The following is a 16,559-nucleotide window of genomic DNA, read 5'->3' on the forward strand; positions in this document are numbered from 1 at the left end:
GGCGTTTTCCGTGGAGTTTCGGCGGGGCGCGGGCGGAGGCGACCGGATGCGCGGGGTCGCGGTGTGGGATCGCGGCGGTGGGCGCCGGGTTGCGTACGATTTCTCACATGTCTGGGCAGCGGGGTGGCAAGCCGAGCGCCGCGGTATATCGGCGCCGCCGGCTCGTCGCGCTTGTGCTCGCGGTGATCGTGGTCGCGCTGCTCGTCTGGGGCGTCGTCTCGATTTTCGGGGCGCTTCGCGGTGGCGGCGACGCGACGTCAACGGGCGCGGCGCCGAGCTCGACTGAGACCGCAGCACCGACCTCGACCACCAGCGAGGCCGAGCCGACCGAGTCGCCCGAGCCCACCGCATCCGAAACCCCGGAGCCGACCGACGACACCCCGGCCGTCTGTGCCGAAGGCGACGTGACGGTTACGGCCATCACCGACGCGGCGACGTACGCGGCCGACGCGCTGCCGCAGCTGTCGATGAAGCTCGTGAACACAAGCGACACCCCGTGCCGGATGGACGTGGGCACGTCGGCGCAGATCTACACGATCAAGTCGGGCGACGACACGATTTGGACGTCGACGGACTGCCAGTCCGACGGCACGAGCCAGGTCGTCGAGCTGACTCCGGCCAAGGAAGTCACGTCGCCCGCGATCGAATGGGTGCGCGAGCGCTCGACGACCGACACGTGCGACTCCGATTCGCGGCCCGCCGCGGTGGGTGGCGGCGCGTACTACTCGCTCACGGTGTCGATCGGCGGCATCGCCTCGGAGCCGGTCTTCTTCGAGCTGCAGTAGCGGCGGCGATTAGACCGGGCGGAGGTGGTTGCCGTTGCGGTTGCCGTTGCGACCGCCGCTGGGATTGCTGTCGCGGCTACTGCTGCCGTTGCGACCGCCGTTAGGGTTGCCGTCGCGGCTACTGCCGCCGCTGGGGCCACCGCCGCCGCGGCCACCGCTAAGCGCAAGCCCGATGGCGTTCGTGACCGTGCCGTGCTCGGGCCCGAACTGATTGCCGTAGCCGAGCCGCTTCGCTTCGGAGAACCGCATCTTCTCGGACGACACGTGCCGAATCTCACCGACCAGGCTGATCTCGCCGACGACGACCGTGTTCGGCTTCGTCGGCTTATTCTGCTGCGCTGAGCTCAGGGCGACGGCGATAGCGAGGTCGGCGCCCGGCTCGGTGAGGCGCACGCCGCCGACGGTCGAGACGTAGACGTCGTGACTCGCGAGCTGGATGCCGCAGCGACGCTCGAGCACCGCGAGGATCATCGCGACGCGGTTCGAGTCGACGCCATTCGTGACGCGGCGCGGGTTCGGCGCCTGCGAGTGCACGACGAGCGCCTGCACCTCGACGGGCAGCACGCGCTTGCCCTCGAGCGCGACGGTGATCGCCGAGCCGGCGACGGGCTGGTCGCGCTGGCTCACGAACAGCGCCGACGGGTCTGGCACCTCGACCATGCCGTCGCCGGACATCTCAAAGCAGCCCACCTCATCCGTGGGGCCGAAGCGGTTCTTCAGCGTGCGCACGAAGCGCAGCGCGGTCTGCCGGTCGCCGTCGATGTGCGCGACGACGTCGACGAGGTGCTCGAGCAGGCGCGGGCCGGCGACGTTGCCGTCTTTCGTGACGTGGCCAACGAGAATCGCCGGCATGTTGCGGGTCTTCGCGGCGCGGATGATCGCCGTCGCGACCTCGCGCACCTGGCTCGGCTGGCCGGCGAGCGAGTCGACGTTCGCCGACGCGATGGTCTGCACCGAGTCGAGGATGAGCAGGGCCGGGTCGGTCTGCTCGATGTGGCCGAGCACCGTGCCGAGGTCGGTCTCGCTCGCGAGCAGCAGCGTGGGCTGGAGGGCGTTCGTGCGCTGGGCGCGCATCCGCACCTGGTTCACCGACTCTTCGCCCGAAACGTAGAGCACGCGCGCGCCGGTCGCGGCGATGCGGGATGCGGTTTCGAGCAGCAGCGTCGACTTGCCGACGCCTGGTTCGCCCGAAAGCAGGATCGCCGCGCCAGGCACGATGCCGCCGCCGAGCACACGGTCGAACTCGCCGATGCTCGTGGGCTGGTGCTGCGCGACCTCGGATGCGGGCACCTCGGTGATCGGCACCGCCCGGTGGCGGGGCGCGAGGGCCTGCGCGCGGGCCTCGATGCCGGTGGGCACGCCCTTCTCGACGACCGTGCCCCACGCCTGGCACTCGGGGCAGCGGCCGACCCATTTGATGGATTCGTAGCCACACTCGGTGCACTCATAGGTGTTGCGCTGCTTGCTCTTCGTGGCCATGCCTCCAGCGTAGTTGCGGCCTACGACGTCGGTCGGGGCCTGTGGATGGGTGGCGTGGGTGCGTTGGGCGTCGTGGTCGGTGCAGGGTGTCCCCGATGTCCCAGTTTTCGTGTGGAAAGTGGGATGTTGGCGACACTGTGTGGCCGAGGTGACCGGATGCGCGGGGCGGCACGCAGGCGCAGCTCGCGTCCGCGCATCCCGCTTTTACGGCGTCGCCGAAGCCGAAGCGCTCGCCGTCGGGCCGTCGCCGTTGTCGTGCGCCCCGGCGTCGTCGAACGTGAGCACCGTCGTGGTGCCGGGCGTGCTCGCGACGGTGAGGGGCGCATCCGCGGTCAAGGTCTCGGCGGCGAGGTCGGCCTGCACCGGGGCCATCGCGGGCAGCGTGCTCTCGGTCGAGTCGAGCGCGTCGCTCGCGAGCTGGGAGCCGGAGTTGGGCGTCCACGCGGCTGGCGCATCCGCCCCCAGGCCGTCGGGGGCGTGCAGCGAAACGGGAGCCAGCGCATCCGTCGCACCCGGATCGCGCATGTCGACGATGACGTACGCGAGCGAGCCGTCGTTGCCGTAGACGGCGTGCACCATGACGCTGCCGTCGCCGCTCACCGTGGGCGTGAGCACCTGGCCATCGGGCACCCAGCTCAGCAGCATGAGCGCGAGGAAGTTCGAGCGACCCTCGATCACTTCGCCCGGCTCGTCGACCGAGCCGCTCGCGCACACTGGGCTCATCGGGGCGCCGCCGTCGCACGCCCCGAGCATCGAGTGAAACGCGATGCGCTCGGCGCCGATCTCGGCGGCCGTGAACACATAGTCGCTGGTCCAGAGCGCCTGGGCATGCGTGCGGGAGGTCTCGTTGCCGCCCGAGCAGGATGTCGGGCCGGTCTCTTCAACCCAGAACGGCAGCCCCGCATCGTCGGCGACCCCCTTGCCGAGGCCGAGGATCTTGTGCGCGCTCTCGCGCAGCGACGGCGAGGTGAGGTTCTCGATGGTCGTCGTCGACGACTGGTTGCTCGTCGCGTCGCAGCGCCACAGCGGATACCAGTGCATCGTCACCGCGGCCTTGTTCGGCAGATCCGACTCGGTGTACGCCCGCAGCCAGGTCGTGTCGTAGGCGCCCGGGCCGGCGTAGTTCGTGCCCGGGGTCTCGGCGTCGATCGCGTCGGAGTACTCGACCAGCGCATCCTGGTAGGCGTCGGTGTCCCAGTCGTCGCCGCGCACCGCGAGGTCGGGCTGCGCCTCGGGGGAGTAGCCGTTTGGTTCGTTGCCGATCGTGATTGCGAGCAGGCGCTCGCCGAACGCGGCCGTCGCGTACTTCACCATGTCGGCAGCGCGCTCGGGGTCATTGTGGCCGAGGTCGACGACGAGCGTGACGTCGGCATCGACCGCCACGACGACCGCCGCGACCCGCTCGAGGTCGTCCGGAGTCACCGTCGCCTCGGCCCACTCGGGCGCGGGTTCGTCGGTGCTCGTCCACCACATCCGCCGGTCGACCTTGTTGCCGCCGAAGCGCAGTGCCGGGTGGCCGAGCGCGGCGAGGGTCGTCGTGAGGTTCGAGTTGTCGCTGTTCCAGGCCGGGTTGGCGAGCTCGGTCGCCTCGAAGCTGAGGCCGAAGGTGCCGCCCCAGGTGGTTGCGTCGTCGGCGAGCGCGAAGTTCGCGGTGATCGGCTTGGCCGTGAGGCCGGATGCGTCGGGCAGCGTGAACGTGCCTCGGTTCGGGTCGTAGCCCGGCACGATGAGCTGCTCGGCGATGTTCTGCGTCGGGGTTGGGATGGTTGTGCTGGATGCGGTGCCCGAGCCGGTCGCGCCGGTCTCGGTCGCGTCGCGGGGCGCGAAGACGATGACCGCGACGAGGATGACGATGACGAGGGATGCGCCGGCGAGGATCCAGGCGAGGCGGGGTGACCGGCGAGCAGGGGTGTTCGTGCGGTCGGTGGTCATCGAGTCGTCGTCATCCTTTGGGGTCGTGCGCGTGCGGTGGCCTGAAGGCATCGTACCGACGGGTGGTTTCGGGGGTGTGGGTGCGGGCAGTCGCATAGTGTCCCCAACGTCCCAGTTTCCGCGCGAAAAGTGGGATCTCGGCGACACTGTGTGGCGCCGGCGGGCGGATGCGAGGGCTGGGCTGGGTGCGCGCGTCGGGTTGGCCGGTGACCCCGCGCAGGGTGTCCCCGATGTCCCACTCCTCGCGCGAGAACTGGGGTTTCGGGGACACCGAATGGCGGTGGCGGGATGCACTGGGGCGCCACACGGAGGCGGGGGACGGTCGGCGCGCGCAGCTGCCTGCGAGAGCGGCCCGCGACCCCCGCATCCGGCCCTCGCCAAAATTCGGCAAAACATAAGTTGCGCGGGCACTGAGAAATGTGCTTAAAATAGACGCTGGTGACGTGTCCGAGCGGCCGAAGGTGCAACACTCGAAATGTTGTGTGGGGGCGACTCCACCGTGGGTTCAAATCCCACCGTCACCGCCAAAGAAAACCCCTGGTATCCAGGGGTTTTCTTCGTTTCTGAGGTGTTTATTGTGCAAATTTGGTGCACTTTTTCCGGGGTTCGTTCCCGAGTGTCGCGACCAAGACTCCCTTCCAACAGCGCGCTCATCGCGGTCAGGGCAAAATGACGGCCCGGGCCATAGCGGCGACCGCCTTGTTCACGCCCCGAGGTCTGCGGATCCCGCGCATCGACCCTCCGAGCAGGCGGAGCACGTCGAGCGTGGCGCTGCCGGGGGCTGGCGCACGGTAAGGGTCTTTACTGTCGCTCCAGCCGAGCTCAAACATGAGTTCACTGATGCGCGAGTCCCAGAGTTCCGCAGGCGTTTCATTCGCGGCCACGGTGAGCGCCATCCAGCCGGCGTGCCGTTCGTCGGGTGTTCTTCCGAGGGGGAGGCGGCCGACAATGTGCCGCAGGATCGCTTGCGGATCGTCACGGTGCTTGGCGATGGCCTGAGTCGGGGCGATGCGGCCCTTGCGTACAGCGACGAGCCCCAGAGCACGCGCCGTGGTGCGCAGATTCATGACCGGCCGAGTGAGGTCTTCTCGGTTGGCTTTGCGGGGCCACCAATCGGTGACACCCGTGCGGTGGGCGATCTGCTCGACGGCCGCGGGCTGCAAATACCCGGCGTTGGTGAGCGTAACACCGGGCGCGACGACGTCGAGGAGCACCAGGAACGGCTCGGCGAGATCCGCTGCATCTTCTGCGCTGACGTCAGTTGCGCCGGAAATGGCGGGATGTGCGAGCGCGTCGCGCACGCCTCGTGCGCCGACGTTGTCGGCCAGTTCGAGCAGCGACTCAAGTTCTTCGACGAGCGGAACTGGGTCTGCCATGGCTGCCGCAATGAGCTCGTTCGTCTCACCAATGGCGAAGGTATCGGGGTGCCAGCCGTCGGGCAGCCAGTCGCGACCTTCCGCTGCGCTGTCGAAAGCCTGAGGGAGGATCGCGTTGTCGTAGTCCGCGCGCACCCAGGCGGCGAGCTCTGCATATCCCCAAACGCCGCCGCAGTCCTCTGGCGGGCAGGCAAGCCTCCCACCGACGCACGTCGGTGCCGGAGGAGGGCTGTCGAGCACTTTCTCGACGTGCAGGAGGTGGTTCCAGTCATCACCGAAGTCGTAGTCGTACCAGAGTCGGTCACCCTCGGCAGCCAGGACCTGATCGAGACGCACGTCGTCTTCGAGCATCCCTTCGGTGCCCTCGGCGAGGTCGAACCGGGTGAGGAACTCGGGAGGGTTCTGGTCGTTGCTGCTGCGGAAGCGGTGCAGGTGACTGTCGGTCCATCCCATCGCCGCCTGAATTACCTCGTGCAGTCGCGGGAGGAGGATGTCGCCGGGCACCTCGACGCGGCGCCACACCGGCGGTTTCGTGTGCTGCAGGTCGATGCGGATGCGAAAGCCCCGCACCACCGAGGGGGTGGGGAGGAGTTGCGGCTCGGGCCGGCGCCAGAGGTCGCCCAGGCCTTGCCCGTCGAACGAATCACCGGCCTGCGCTGACATCGCGCTTGCACGGATGTAGTCGACGAATGTCTGAATGTTTGCGGCTTCGGAACCCTCAGTCGCCATACGTGCTCTCCCAGTTCGGTGCGCCGCGAATGACGACGCAGCATCGCGAACAATTCTGGATCAGCGGATGCTGCCCTTCAACCGTGGGGAGCGATGCGGCTGCGAGTGCGTGCGTCGCACCCCGCCGGGCGGGTGAGAATCAACGACGCCCAAACGGCTACGTGTGGCGACCATGTCGGCGAAGGTAGATGCGAGGGCGCCGGAAGTTGCGGATTGCTGGTTCCAGCGCCGGTCGCATTTCCTGCTGTGGGGCTTGCCTTTGTCTCGCGGTCGCTTCTTGCGATCCGACTACGCGGCGCGGCCCTGTGCCGCCGACTCGATGAGGTTGCCGCCCTGCAGTGCGGAGCCGCTGCCGATCGCCTCGACCCACGCATCCGTCGTCGCGACCGCCGCCCAGTTCGAGTTGAGCAGCGCCATGAGCGTCTCGTGCACCTGCTGTGCCGAGGCAGATCCGGCGTCGTTCGACAGGTCGATCGCGCCAGTCGCGTCCGATAGCACCTCGACGCCGAAGCCGAGCGGTTCGGCGGCCGCGGCCGAGCCGAGCACGCAGTTGTTCGTCATGTAGCCGACGAGGGTGACGGTATCGATGTTGCGCTCGCGCAGCCATTCCTCGAGGCTGGTGCCGGCGAAGACGCTCGCGAACGACTTGGTGAACTGGTGCGCGGCCTTGTCGGCGCGCGCCTCGAGTTCGGGATGCAGTGGGAACGTCGCGCCCGCGGGGTCGAAGATGGGTGCGCCGGCGGGCGCTTCGTGCTGCACGATCACGACCGGAACGTCGGCGTTTGCGGCGGCGTCGATGGCCGCGGCGATGCGCGCAACCGACTCGTTGCGGTCGGGGAACTGAATGGGAAGCAGGCCCTCGAAGTACTCCTGCTGGGCGTCGATGATGATCAGGGCGCGGTTCGGTGTGGTCATGATGCTCCTTGGTGTTGGTGGCGGGCGTGTCGTCGGAGGCTGGAGCCTCGGTGCTCGCAAGTCACGGCAAGTAGAGGTGTTTGCCGTGAGGCTTAGCGTAGCAAAAGTTCACGGTAAATCGACGTTGCTACCATGAGAACTATGCACGAACTGCCTCTTCCCCCGAGTCCTGGTGCGCTTGAGCATCCCAGTATCGACCTCGTGAACAGCGTGATTCGGCTGCCTGGCGACGTGGTGGTCGACGCGATCGAGACGCCCGCGGACGCTACGTCGTGGCTGATCGAACGTGGCCTCGCCGCCGAAGGTTCCATGCTCGAGTCCTACTGCCAGAACCGGCTGCTCGGCATGCGCGAGGACCTGCGGGAGGCGTTCGCAGCGGCGGTCGACGGGGTGCGGCTGGGGGAGCACGCGCTCGACCGCATCAATGCGGCGATGAAGGCGGCCCCGCAAATCCCGCTGCTCGGCATGGCACCTGGGGGTGGGTTCGTTCGGGTCCCGGAGCATCCCGTGACGCAGGTTGTCGAGCAGGCAATGTCAGTGATCGCCGAGGATGCGGCGACGCTACTGACCGGCGACGAGGCGCCGCTGCTCGCGCGCTGCGAAGCCGAGCCGTGCATCCGGTTCTTTTTGCGAACCCACGCGCGTCGGCAGTGGTGTTCGACGCGCTGCGGCGATCGCGTGCGGGCGGCGCGGGCCTACGCGCGCAAGAAGGAAGCGGCGGCGGCCGACGCTCGCGGTTAGAGTTTCGCGGCAGCGCCCGCAGTGAGCGTCGGCTCGCGTAGTCGGCCCAACCCGCCTGAGGTAGTCGTGCGAGTGGGCTACTGCGACGAGTTGTCCGCGTCGTCGTCGAGTTCCTTGAGGCGCTTCAGCTTCGACCACGGGACGAACGTGACCCACGCGATTGAGGCCACGGACGCGCGGACATTGCGCGCGTCAACGTGTCGCGCCACCGGCTAGGCGTCGTCGACTGGCGCGACCACCCGCGCGCTGCGCCCCTCGAACGTCACGACGTCACCGTTGTGCAGCTGCCGGCCACGCCGGGTGTCGACCTCGCCATTCACCTCGACCAGACCATCCCCGATGAGCTCCTTCGCGTCGCCGCCGGTCTCGAGCAGGCCCGAGAACTTCAGGAACTGGCCGAGGCGGATCATGTCGGTGGCGATGGGCACGTCGTCGATCGGCTGGTTGTTGCGCATGGCTGCCACGCTACGTCACCGGCGCGCGGCGTCGCGGCGGCGGATGACGATGCGCTTCGTGTTCGACGGATCCGCGCGGTCGAACCACACGTCGACGACCTCACCGTTGACGAGCGGGTCGGCGACCGGGATGCGCGTCGAGCGCTGCACGAAACGGCGCGTGCCCGCCGCATCCTCGAAGGCGTAGGTGACGGTCGTGATCAGCGCGCTCGACCGCGAACTAGAGCAATCGCAAAACCGCTTCGGCGAACTTGGTCACACCAGCCTTTGCGAGTTGCGCCAAGAGTGCGGTCGTCGTGAGCGGCGGTTTCTCGTACGCGTCCGCCTGTCGAAGGACTGCCCCCACAGTCTCCTCCGGATGAAGATCTAATTGGTTGAGCAGAAACTCATCGGGATGAATGGCGTCGATATCGTATGGAGCCAGGGCATCGTTCGGGAAGTGGCGAAGATTGAACGTCACCAGCACCGCGGCGTCACCTCGAACGGCTGCGGCCAGCACATGTCTGTCGTTCTCGTCGCACGTCATCTGGGGTGCCAGTGACTCGTACCCGTGTACCTCGGCATCGGAGAATGCCATTTTGCTGACTACTCCGACTCGGGCTCGTAGGTGACGTCGAAGAGGCCGTCCTGCTGGCCCTCGCGCGCAGTGCGGCGGAGGAGCGCGCGTCGCTTGACCCGCGCATCCTCTTGGTAGCGGAGGAGATCTGTCAGCAGTACTCGGCGATGGCGACCGACGGCCGAGAAGGGAATCTCTCCCTCGCTGAGGTGCTTCACCAGCGTCGGTCGCGAGATGCCGAGGAAGTCAGCGGCCTCCTGTGTTGTGAGCTGGGTGTCGTGCGGCATGACGCTGATGCCGCGACCTTCGCTGAGTGTCATGGCGATATGCCGCACGACCTCGAAGAGGCTGCCGGGAAGCTCGAGCTCCTCGCCATCGCCGGCGACGATGCGCATCGTCGCGCCGTTGGCGGACTGCTGCTCAAGCTGTTCTTTGATGCGCGCGAACTGGGCACCTTCAGCTTCGCTAGGGACGAAGGTGCGGCCGTTGGAGTCGTCGAGGGTGTTGCGCATGGTGAGTTCCTGTCTGCTTCCTCACCAGTTTATTCGAAATATTCGAAAATGTGAAGTGCTTCGGTGTGCGATCACTACCGCAGCAAAAAGTCTTGCGGCGTCACAAAGCGCAGAAATATCGGGGTACTTCGATACTTTTTGAGCACTATGACGAAAATCGAAACCACCACTGCCGGAAGCCTGCCGCGCACGCAGGCGCTCATCGACGCCAACTCGGCGCGCACCGTCGCTGACGACGGCTTCACACTGCAGTCGACGCCCGAATACGACGCCCTCGTGACCGAGGCGGTGCGCGACGTCGTCGAGCGCCAGCGCGAGCTCGGCATCACGCAGCCCGGTGACGGTGAGTTCGGCAAGGCGATGTCGAGCCCGGTCGACTACGGCGCCTGGTGGACCTACTCGTTCCAGCGCAACAAGGGCCTCTCGCTCACCGGCGACAACCCGTTCACGCAGGAGCCCGTGCGCTCGACGCCGGGCAACGTGCAGCTCACCTCGTTCCCCGACCGCCGCGACTGGACGATCTTCGCGGAGGCCTACGCCGACCCGAACAGCGGCATGGGCACGGGCAAGAACGCGACGGAGTGGCCGGCAACGACCGGCGAGATCGAGTACGTCGGCCAGGATGCGATTGCCACCGACGTGCGCAACCTCGCCTCGGCGCTCGAGGCCGGCGAGCGCGGCTTCATCACCGCGATCGCGCCCGGCTCGGCCGCGCGCATCCAGAACGACTTCTACGCGAGCGAGCAGGAGCACATCGACGCCTGGATCCCCGCGCTCCACGAGGAGTACAAGGCCGTCACCGATGCCGGCCTCATCGTGCAGCTCGACGACCCGTCGCTCGCCGAGAACTGGGACCAGATCAACCCCGAGCCGAGCGTCGAGGACTACCTCGCGTTCACGCAGATCCGCATCGATGCGATCAACGAGGCGATCAAGGGCCTGCCGAAGGAACTCGTGCGCCTGCACCTCTGCTGGGGCTCGTGGCACGGACCGCACACGACCGACATCGAGCTGAAGCACATCCTCAAGACCGTGCTCTCGGCGAACGTCGGCCAGGTGTCGTTCGAGGCCGCGAACGCGCGCCACGAGCACGAGTACGAGGTGTGGGAAGAGAACGCGGCGATCATCCCCGACGACCTCATCCTCGTGCCCGGCGTCGTGAGCCACTCGACGAACCTCGTCGAACACCCCGACCTCGTCGCGCAGCGCATCGCCCGCTTCGCGAAGATCGTCGGCCCTGAGCGCGTCATCGCCTCGACCGACTGCGGCCTCGGTGGCCGCATCCACCCGCAGATCGCCTGGGCGAAGCTCGATTCGCTCGGTGAGGGCGCGCGCCGCGCGGTCGCCCGCATCTAGTCGCTGTCGCTGAGGGGTCCCGCCGTGTGCGGGGCCCCTTCGCGTTTTCCGCGAGGTGCGATGGCGGCTGCGGTGATTGCTGCCGATGGGATGCGGTTTTCTACGATCGCTGCGGTTACAGCCGCAGCGATCGTAGAAAACCGCATCGCAAGTTGCTCGGCCACCGCCATCCCCACCTATGCGGGCGTCGGGCGACCTACGGCGCGGCAGACTGCGGCAGCGCCGAGAGCGCGATCACGACGAGCGCGACGACGCCCGCGCCGACCGTCCCGAGCAGCAGCGCGAGTTGCAGCCACGGCGCGCGATTGAAGACCGGGCGGCGCCCCGAGTGACGGATGCTCGCGCCGAGATACAGCCCGGCCGCGGCGGCGATGCTGAGGTAGCCGAGCAGCGCGAGCACATCCTCGCCGGGACGCCCGAGCATGAGGCGCGACCAGAGCAGCGAGTAGATGCCGATCTCGAGCGCGGTGCGCTGCCACGCGAACCGCGTTTCGCTGCGCGGCAGCGCGACGTCGTCGGGGTCGTACGAGTGCAGCGTCATAGCAACATCGCCGCGACGAGCAGCGCGCCCGATACCGCGACCGAGATCGACAAGATCAGCCCGAGCGGCGTGCGCGGCAGCGGCTCGTCGCGGCGCAGCGCGCGCTCGGTGCGCATCCACGAAAACCACGCGGCGACCGCGAGCACGATGCCGGTCAGCACGAGCGCGACGGCCGCGAGCATCCGCATCACCTCGTGCAGCTGTTGGCCGAGCAGCTGCAGCGCGATGCCGCACGCGATCAGCGCGATCGCCGTGCGCATCCACGCGAGAAACGTGCGCTCGTTCGACAGCGTGAAGCGCGCATCCGGCTCTTCGCCCGACGCATAGACCGACTTCGGAAACCGCGACTCTGCAGACATGCCCCCATTGTGCGCCGCCCGCGTCACTGCGGGCCTTAGGCGGTGCGTTTCGCCCCAGTCGGGCGCGAATTCGGCCGGGAAATGGGCCCAAACGCGACACCCATGATCATGGCCGGAATGCCGGATGCGCGCGGTGATGAAACTGCAATCTTGCGTTCGGTCAGGGGCGGCGGATGCTGGGCTACTGTGACGCTCATGAGCGAAGTTCTGCGGCCGGTCACGCCGGTGAGCGAGACATTCCAACCAGGACGAGGCAAGGCCGTCACCGCGGTAGTGTTCGGGGCACTGTCGCTGATTCCTCCCGTGTACTTCTTGGTCATCGGCACCCTCCAACTGTTGAACCCTGAGTCGTTCATCGGCTTCTTCGGCTTGCTGACGGTTCCGACAGCGCCGGTCGGTGCGATTCTTGCGGGCATCGGTATTTGGCTCGCGACCCGGGCGAAGCGGCAGGGCGCGAAGGCGAACGTCGGCCTCGTGCTGTGCGTGATCGGGGTCATCGCCTGCCTCGTCGTGCTCGCCTACTTCGAACCCTGGACGTGATGGACCTAGCTGGTGTTCGCAACGCCCGCGCGAGTGGGAGCAGTGATGAAACCGCAATCATTCGTGTGGCAGGGTCGACGGAGGCGCGGCTAGGGTGACGCGCATGAGCGAAGTTGGTCAGCTGGGCGAGTCGGAGCAGCCGGCACCCGCGCCCGGGCGCAATCAGGCCCTGGCGGCGACCGTGCTTGGCACGCTCTCGTTGCTGCCGCCCATCTATTTCGTCATCGTCATGTTCCTGCAGGTGCTCGAGCCCCACTCGTACATCGGCATGAACGCGCTGGTCACGGTTCCGCTCGCGCCGGTCGGCGCGATTCTCGCGGGCGTCGGACTCATGCTGTGCATCCTCGGGCTCATCGCCGGCCTCGCGAACTTCGCCCTGTTCCAGCCGTGGCGGGCGCTGTTCTGAGCCCTGCGTCTGCCGCCCCGCAACACCCATGGACCTACCAGGGATGCGCGGGCGCGCGGGAATTTGAGGGGCGCATGCCGCGTTGTCTCGGGCATGACTTCGAACACGCAGACCACGCCCAAGCCGATTGCCATTGACATCTGGACCGACGTCGTCTGCCCGTGGTGCTACATCGGCGAATCGCGCCTTCACGACGCTCTTGAGGCCGAGGGCCTCAGCGACCGCTTCAAGATCCAGCTGCACGCGTTCGAGCTCGACCCGACCTCGCCCGTCGGTGACGGCAGCGAAACCAACGTCGACCACCTCGCCCGCCGCAAGGGCATGCCGCGCGAGCAGATCGAGCAGATGGAACAGCAGATCCACGGCCTCGCCGACGAGATCGGCCGCCCCTACGCGACCGAGCGCCCGATGGCGAACACCCGCCCACTGCACCGCGTGCGCCAGGCGGTCATCGACAACGGTGGTGACGGCGACGCGTTCTTCCTCGACCTGCAGCGCCGCTACTTTGCGGGTGACGTGAACCCCTTCAACCAGGACGAGATCGTCGCGGCCGCCACGAAGCAGGGCCTCGACGAGGAGCGCACCCGCGAAGTGCTCGCCGGTGACGACTTCAACCAGGAGGTCACCGACGAGGCCCGCCGCGCCCAGATGCTCGGCGCCCAGGGCGTGCCGTTCTTCCTCTTCAACCACAAGTACACCGCGCCGGGCGCACTGCCGCTCGACACCTTCCGCCAGGTCGTGCGCTCGCTCGTCGCCGAGCAGGATGCTGAGGCCGCGAAGTGAGCGAGCCGCGCGAAACCTCGGTGCAAGACCTCGGCGACGCCGTGACCACGGCATCCGCCGCGGGCGAATCGGCTACGTCGCTGCCCGCGATTCAGGGCCTCGACGGACTCCTTGGCGGGGCGGTCACCACGACCACCTGCTCGATCGGCGGCACCTGCGACTAGCTGCCGCACAACTCCGACTCGTTGACCGACCGCGGCGTCGAGGCTCAGGCGACAATCGCGCCGAGGCTTGCGGGGAGGTCGCCGTTGCCGAGTGAACCGTCCGGCACGAGCAGGTCGAACCGCGAAACCAACTCCGAATCGGCGAGCGCGATGAGCACGATCGCACCCGGCGCATCCGCGGCAGACGTGACAACCCGCAGGTCGAAGTCCGCACTTTCGGCCATGAGATTCACGGCGTTGCAGGGCGCACTGAGCGCGACGAGCGCGGTGGCCGCGCCGCCGCCGAAGCGCAGCAGCACGCCATCGCCAACCAGGTGCACGCGGCCGTCGACCTCAAGTGAGACGGATGCGCCCACCGGCACGAACGTGCGGTGCAGCCCCGGCAGCGGTGAGAAGTCTGCGGGCTGCTGGAGGTCTGCGACGCTGAGCTTCCACCGGCGGCCGTCGCGAACGATTCCCGGCACCTCCTCATCGAGGCCGACCAGCTCGGTCGTCGATCCGAGGCCATTCGCCCACGGGGCCGACTCACGGTCGCGCAGCGAGCGGACCACCCGCCAACCCGCGGGCCGGCCAGGCGCACCCTCAGCACCCACCACTACGCCCGCTCCAACACACGCGCCGTCACGCGCGCCCCAAACTGCAGCGCCTCGACGGGCACGCGCTCGTCGGCGGCGTGGAACTGCGCGAACACGTCGAAGTCGAGCGGCACCCGCAGGGGAGTAAACCCGTACCCGGCGATGCCGAGCGTCGAGAAATGCTTGTTGTCGGTGCTCGCGGGCAGCATGTACGGCACGACCTCGCCCTGCGCATCCTCGACCGCGATCGCCTCGCGCAGCACCTCAACGAACGCCCCCGACGCCGGCGACTCCGTGCCGCGGAACCAGGCGCGCTCCTCGATCACGATATCGGGCCCCGCGAGCTCGCGCAGCGTCGCGCGCACGAGCTCGTCCTGCCCCGGAACCACCCGCACATCGACGAGCGCGGATGCACGCCCCGGCACGACGTTCGGCTTGCCGCCGGCCTCGAGCACGGTCGGGGTCGCCGTCGTGCGCAGGCCGGCACCGACGAGCGGACCCGCGATCTCGAGCCCCGCGAGCTCAGCCTCGAGCGTCGCCTCGTCGAACGCGCGGCCGCGGGCGCGACCAAACGCATCCAGGAAAGCCTCGAGCGCACCCGTGCGCGCGACCGGAAACTCGTACGCCCCGATGCGCGCGACCGCCTCGGCCAGCGCAACCACCGTGTTCTCCGACGACAATCCTGAGGCGTGCCGGGCGGCCCCGCGCGCGGTCAGCGCGACCGTCGCCGGGCCCTTCTCGCCGGTCGCGAGCAGGTACGCGCGTCGGCCCGACGCATCCAAGGGCACGGAGAACCCGCCGACTTCGCTGATCGACTCGGTCACGCCCGAGAACAACTCGGGCCGATTGCGCACGAGCCACCGCGAGCCCCAGACCCCGCCCGCCTCTTCATCGGCGAGAAACGCGAGGACGAGATCGCGCCGCGCCCGCACACCCGTGCGTGCGAAGTGCCGCACCACGGCCACGAGCGTGCCAGCGAAGTGCTTCATGTCAACGGCACCGCGGCCGTACAAGAACCCGTCGCGCACCTCGGCGCCGAAGGGCGGCGCGGTCCAGTCGCGTGCATCGACCGGCACGACGTCGAGGTGCGCGTGTGCGAGCAGTGCGGGCTCCGAAGAGTCACTCCCCGGCACGCGCGCGACGAACGAGCCGCGGCCGGGATGCGGTTCGAAGAACTCACCCTCGATACCGACCTCGCCGAGCCACTCCTGCACGAGCCTCGCGGCGCGCGTCTCGCCGTCACCGATCGTCGCGAGATCGCCCGTGTTGACGCTCTCGATGCGAATCAGTTGCCGCGTGAACTCGAGCGCCTCGTCCTCGAGTCTTCGCACCGCGGCGGCGTGGTCGGGGGTCGTCATTGGCGCTCCTGCCGTCGTGGAAGTTGGCCGGCCCGGGCCGCGCCGTGTCGCGGTGTCCGGGCCGTGCATCCAGTCAAGCGGGCGACCCTGGGCATCCCAAGCCGTGTGACCGAGTATGTCGCACGCGCCCCGCAACACTGTTACGCGCCGGCCGAACCACCCACAAAGTGAGCGCGAAGGCGGATGCGCGGCCAGCGCGGGCGCGGGCTACAGGCTCGGCACCGCGTCGAGCAGCTTGCGCGTGTAGTCGCTCTGCGGGTGAGGGAAGATCTCGGCGGTGGGGCCGTACTCGAGCATCTTGCCGTGCTGGATCACGGCGACGGTGTCGGCCGACTCGGCGACGACGCCGAGGTCGTGGGTAATAAAGAGGTAGCTCAGGCCGAGCTCGCCCTGCAGCTCGTCGAGCAGCTTGATAATCTGCGCCTGCACCGACACGTCGAGCGCCGACACCGCCTCGTCGAGCACGACGAACTCGGGCTCGAGCGCGAGGGCGCGCGCGATCGCGACGCGCTGGCGTTGGCCGCCCGAGAGCTCATCCGGGAACCGGTCGATGAGATTCGACGGCAGCGACACCTGGTCGAGCAGGTCGCGGGCGCGCTTCTTCTGTGCGGCGGCGTCGCCGACCTTGAATGACTTCAGCGGCTCGCTAATGATCTGCTGCAGGTTCATGCGCGGGTTGAGCGAGTCGAACGGGCTCTGGTAGACCATCTGCATGCGCTGGCGCAGCTTGCGTTCCTCGGTATCGGCATCCAGCCGCCGGACCTCAGCTGGGGTCTCATGGTGGCCCAGGGCCGCGAGTACCTGTCGATCGCCTGGTGGCAGTCCGTGCTGCCCGGTCTCGCGATCGTCATCACGACGGTCTGTGCGAACGTGCTCGCTCAGTGGCTGCGCATCGCGACCGACCCGGGTCAGCGCTGGCGCCTCGCGAACAAGAAGTAGCCCAGACGTCCCATCCCGGTTGGGTGGCGTTGAGGGGAATCGCCCTGAACGCCATCCA

The 16,559-nt window shown here is 68.2% G+C and carries 21 protein-coding genes and 1 tRNA gene; 9 read left to right on the forward strand and 13 right to left on the reverse strand.

Going from position 1 to position 16,559, the window contains the following annotated elements; all coding sequences use genetic code 11:
• Positions 1–107: 107 nt before the first annotated feature.
• Positions 108–785 carry a hypothetical protein gene (locus tag EJL01_RS11020; protein WP_125107689.1) on the forward strand — a complete coding sequence of 226 codons (678 nt, stop codon included), beginning with the start codon at positions 108–110 and terminating at the stop codon, positions 783–785.
• A gap of 9 nt (positions 786–794) precedes the next feature.
• On the opposite strand, the gene radA is transcribed toward EJL01_RS11020, so the two are convergent.
• Both radA and EJL01_RS13370 read right to left on the reverse strand, forming a co-directional pair.
• Positions 795–2,264, reverse strand: coding sequence for a DNA repair protein RadA (radA, locus tag EJL01_RS11025; RefSeq protein ID WP_125107690.1), 1,470 nt, complete (start codon positions 2,262–2,264; stop codon positions 795–797).
• Positions 2,265–2,468: 204 nt separating this feature from the next.
• Complete coding sequence (locus EJL01_RS13370; protein ID WP_125108039.1) at positions 2,469–4,196, reverse strand: hypothetical protein; 1,728 nt, start codon at positions 4,194–4,196, stop codon at positions 2,469–2,471.
• A 437-nt stretch (positions 4,197–4,633) separates the two neighbouring features.
• Between EJL01_RS13370 and EJL01_RS11035 the strand changes: the two genes are divergently transcribed.
• A tRNA-Ser gene (locus EJL01_RS11035) sits at positions 4,634–4,723 on the forward strand.
• Between the two features lie 132 nt (positions 4,724–4,855).
• Here the strand turns inward: EJL01_RS11035 and EJL01_RS11040 are convergent.
• Positions 4,856–6,301 carry a plasmid pRiA4b ORF-3 family protein gene (locus EJL01_RS11040; protein ID WP_125107691.1) on the reverse strand — a complete coding sequence of 482 codons (1,446 nt, stop codon included), beginning with the start codon at positions 6,299–6,301 and terminating at the stop codon, positions 4,856–4,858.
• Between the two features lie 288 nt (positions 6,302–6,589).
• Entirely contained in the window at positions 6,590–7,216 is a 627-nt protein-coding gene (locus EJL01_RS11045) for an isochorismatase family protein (RefSeq protein WP_125107692.1), read from the reverse strand.
• A gap of 141 nt (positions 7,217–7,357) precedes the next feature.
• On the opposite strand from EJL01_RS11045, the gene EJL01_RS11050 reads away from it, so the two are divergent.
• Positions 7,358–7,957 (forward strand): CGNR zinc finger domain-containing protein, encoded by a 600-nt coding sequence (locus tag EJL01_RS11050; RefSeq protein WP_125107693.1) that lies wholly within the window; start codon positions 7,358–7,360, stop codon positions 7,955–7,957.
• A gap of 212 nt (positions 7,958–8,169) precedes the next feature.
• Here the strand turns inward: EJL01_RS11050 and EJL01_RS11055 are convergent, their stop codons facing one another.
• The 4 genes from EJL01_RS11055 to EJL01_RS11065 form a co-directional block, all read right to left on the reverse strand.
• Positions 8,170–8,412, reverse strand: coding sequence for an RNA-binding S4 domain-containing protein (locus tag EJL01_RS11055; RefSeq protein WP_125107694.1), 243 nt, complete (start codon positions 8,410–8,412; stop codon positions 8,170–8,172).
• Between the two features lie 15 nt (positions 8,413–8,427).
• Positions 8,428–8,562: a hypothetical protein gene (locus EJL01_RS13375; protein WP_282827774.1), complete on the reverse strand. Its 135-nt coding sequence runs from the start codon at positions 8,560–8,562 to the stop codon at positions 8,428–8,430.
• Positions 8,563–8,632: 70 nt separating this feature from the next.
• Positions 8,633–8,989, reverse strand: a complete 357-nt coding sequence (locus tag EJL01_RS11060; RefSeq protein ID WP_125107695.1) for a VapC50 family PIN domain-containing toxin — start codon at positions 8,987–8,989, stop codon at positions 8,633–8,635.
• A gap of 8 nt (positions 8,990–8,997) precedes the next feature.
• Complete coding sequence (locus EJL01_RS11065; RefSeq protein WP_125107696.1) at positions 8,998–9,480, reverse strand: helix-turn-helix domain-containing protein; 483 nt, start codon at positions 9,478–9,480, stop codon at positions 8,998–9,000.
• 147 nt (positions 9,481–9,627) lie between these two features.
• Between EJL01_RS11065 and EJL01_RS11070 the strand changes: the two genes are divergently transcribed.
• A complete protein-coding gene (locus EJL01_RS11070; protein WP_125107697.1) occupies positions 9,628–10,836 on the forward strand; it encodes a cobalamin-independent methionine synthase II family protein in 1,209 nt (402 codons plus the stop codon).
• Positions 10,837–11,032: 196 nt separating this feature from the next.
• On the opposite strand, the gene EJL01_RS11075 is transcribed toward EJL01_RS11070, so the two are convergent.
• On the reverse strand, positions 11,033–11,377 hold the full coding sequence (locus tag EJL01_RS11075) for a hypothetical protein (RefSeq protein ID WP_125107698.1): 345 nt from the start codon (positions 11,375–11,377) through the stop codon (positions 11,033–11,035).
• Positions 11,374–11,736 carry a YidH family protein gene (locus EJL01_RS11080; RefSeq protein ID WP_125107699.1) on the reverse strand — a complete coding sequence of 121 codons (363 nt, stop codon included), beginning with the start codon at positions 11,734–11,736 and terminating at the stop codon, positions 11,374–11,376. Before EJL01_RS11080 ends, EJL01_RS11075 begins: the two co-directional genes overlap by 4 nt.
• 195 nt (positions 11,737–11,931) lie before the next feature.
• Between EJL01_RS11080 and EJL01_RS11085 the strand changes: the two genes are divergently transcribed.
• From EJL01_RS11085 to EJL01_RS13020, 4 genes are all read left to right on the forward strand, one after another.
• On the forward strand, positions 11,932–12,276 hold the full coding sequence (locus EJL01_RS11085) for a hypothetical protein (RefSeq protein ID WP_125107700.1): 345 nt from the start codon (positions 11,932–11,934) through the stop codon (positions 12,274–12,276).
• A 103-nt stretch (positions 12,277–12,379) separates the two neighbouring features.
• The gene (locus tag EJL01_RS11090) at positions 12,380–12,682 is read left to right on the forward strand and encodes a hypothetical protein (protein ID WP_125107701.1); all 303 of its coding nucleotides are present in this window, start codon (positions 12,380–12,382) and stop codon (positions 12,680–12,682) included.
• A 93-nt stretch (positions 12,683–12,775) separates the two neighbouring features.
• The gene (locus EJL01_RS11095; RefSeq protein ID WP_125107702.1) at positions 12,776–13,465 is read left to right on the forward strand and encodes a DsbA family oxidoreductase; all 690 of its coding nucleotides are present in this window, start codon (positions 12,776–12,778) and stop codon (positions 13,463–13,465) included.
• Positions 13,462–13,629 carry a hypothetical protein gene (locus EJL01_RS13020; RefSeq protein ID WP_164509808.1) on the forward strand — a complete coding sequence of 56 codons (168 nt, stop codon included), beginning with the start codon at positions 13,462–13,464 and terminating at the stop codon, positions 13,627–13,629. Before EJL01_RS11095 ends, EJL01_RS13020 begins: the two co-directional genes overlap by 4 nt.
• A 44-nt stretch (positions 13,630–13,673) precedes the next feature.
• Here EJL01_RS13020 and EJL01_RS11100 read toward each other — a convergent pair whose 3' ends face one another.
• From EJL01_RS11100 to EJL01_RS11110, 3 genes are all read right to left on the reverse strand, one after another.
• Complete coding sequence (locus tag EJL01_RS11100) at positions 13,674–14,225, reverse strand: HutD family protein (RefSeq protein ID WP_125107703.1); 552 nt, start codon at positions 14,223–14,225, stop codon at positions 13,674–13,676.
• Positions 14,225–15,562 (reverse strand): M20/M25/M40 family metallo-hydrolase, encoded by a 1,338-nt coding sequence (locus EJL01_RS11105; protein ID WP_125107704.1) that lies wholly within the window; start codon positions 15,560–15,562, stop codon positions 14,225–14,227. Before EJL01_RS11105 ends, EJL01_RS11100 begins: the two co-directional genes overlap by 1 nt.
• A 207-nt stretch (positions 15,563–15,769) precedes the next feature.
• Complete coding sequence (locus EJL01_RS11110) at positions 15,770–16,276, reverse strand: ABC transporter ATP-binding protein (protein WP_241209208.1); 507 nt, start codon at positions 16,274–16,276, stop codon at positions 15,770–15,772.
• Between the two features lie 63 nt (positions 16,277–16,339).
• Here EJL01_RS11110 and EJL01_RS11115 point away from each other — a divergent pair, with 63 nt between their 5' ends.
• Positions 16,340–16,501, forward strand: a complete 162-nt coding sequence (locus tag EJL01_RS11115; protein ID WP_235988218.1) for a hypothetical protein — start codon at positions 16,340–16,342, stop codon at positions 16,499–16,501.
• Positions 16,502–16,559 lie beyond the last annotated feature (58 nt).

Origin of the sequence: Gulosibacter massiliensis, from assembly GCF_900626105.1 — a bacterium.
GTDB lineage: Bacteria > Actinomycetota > Actinomycetes > Actinomycetales > Microbacteriaceae > Gulosibacter > Gulosibacter sediminis.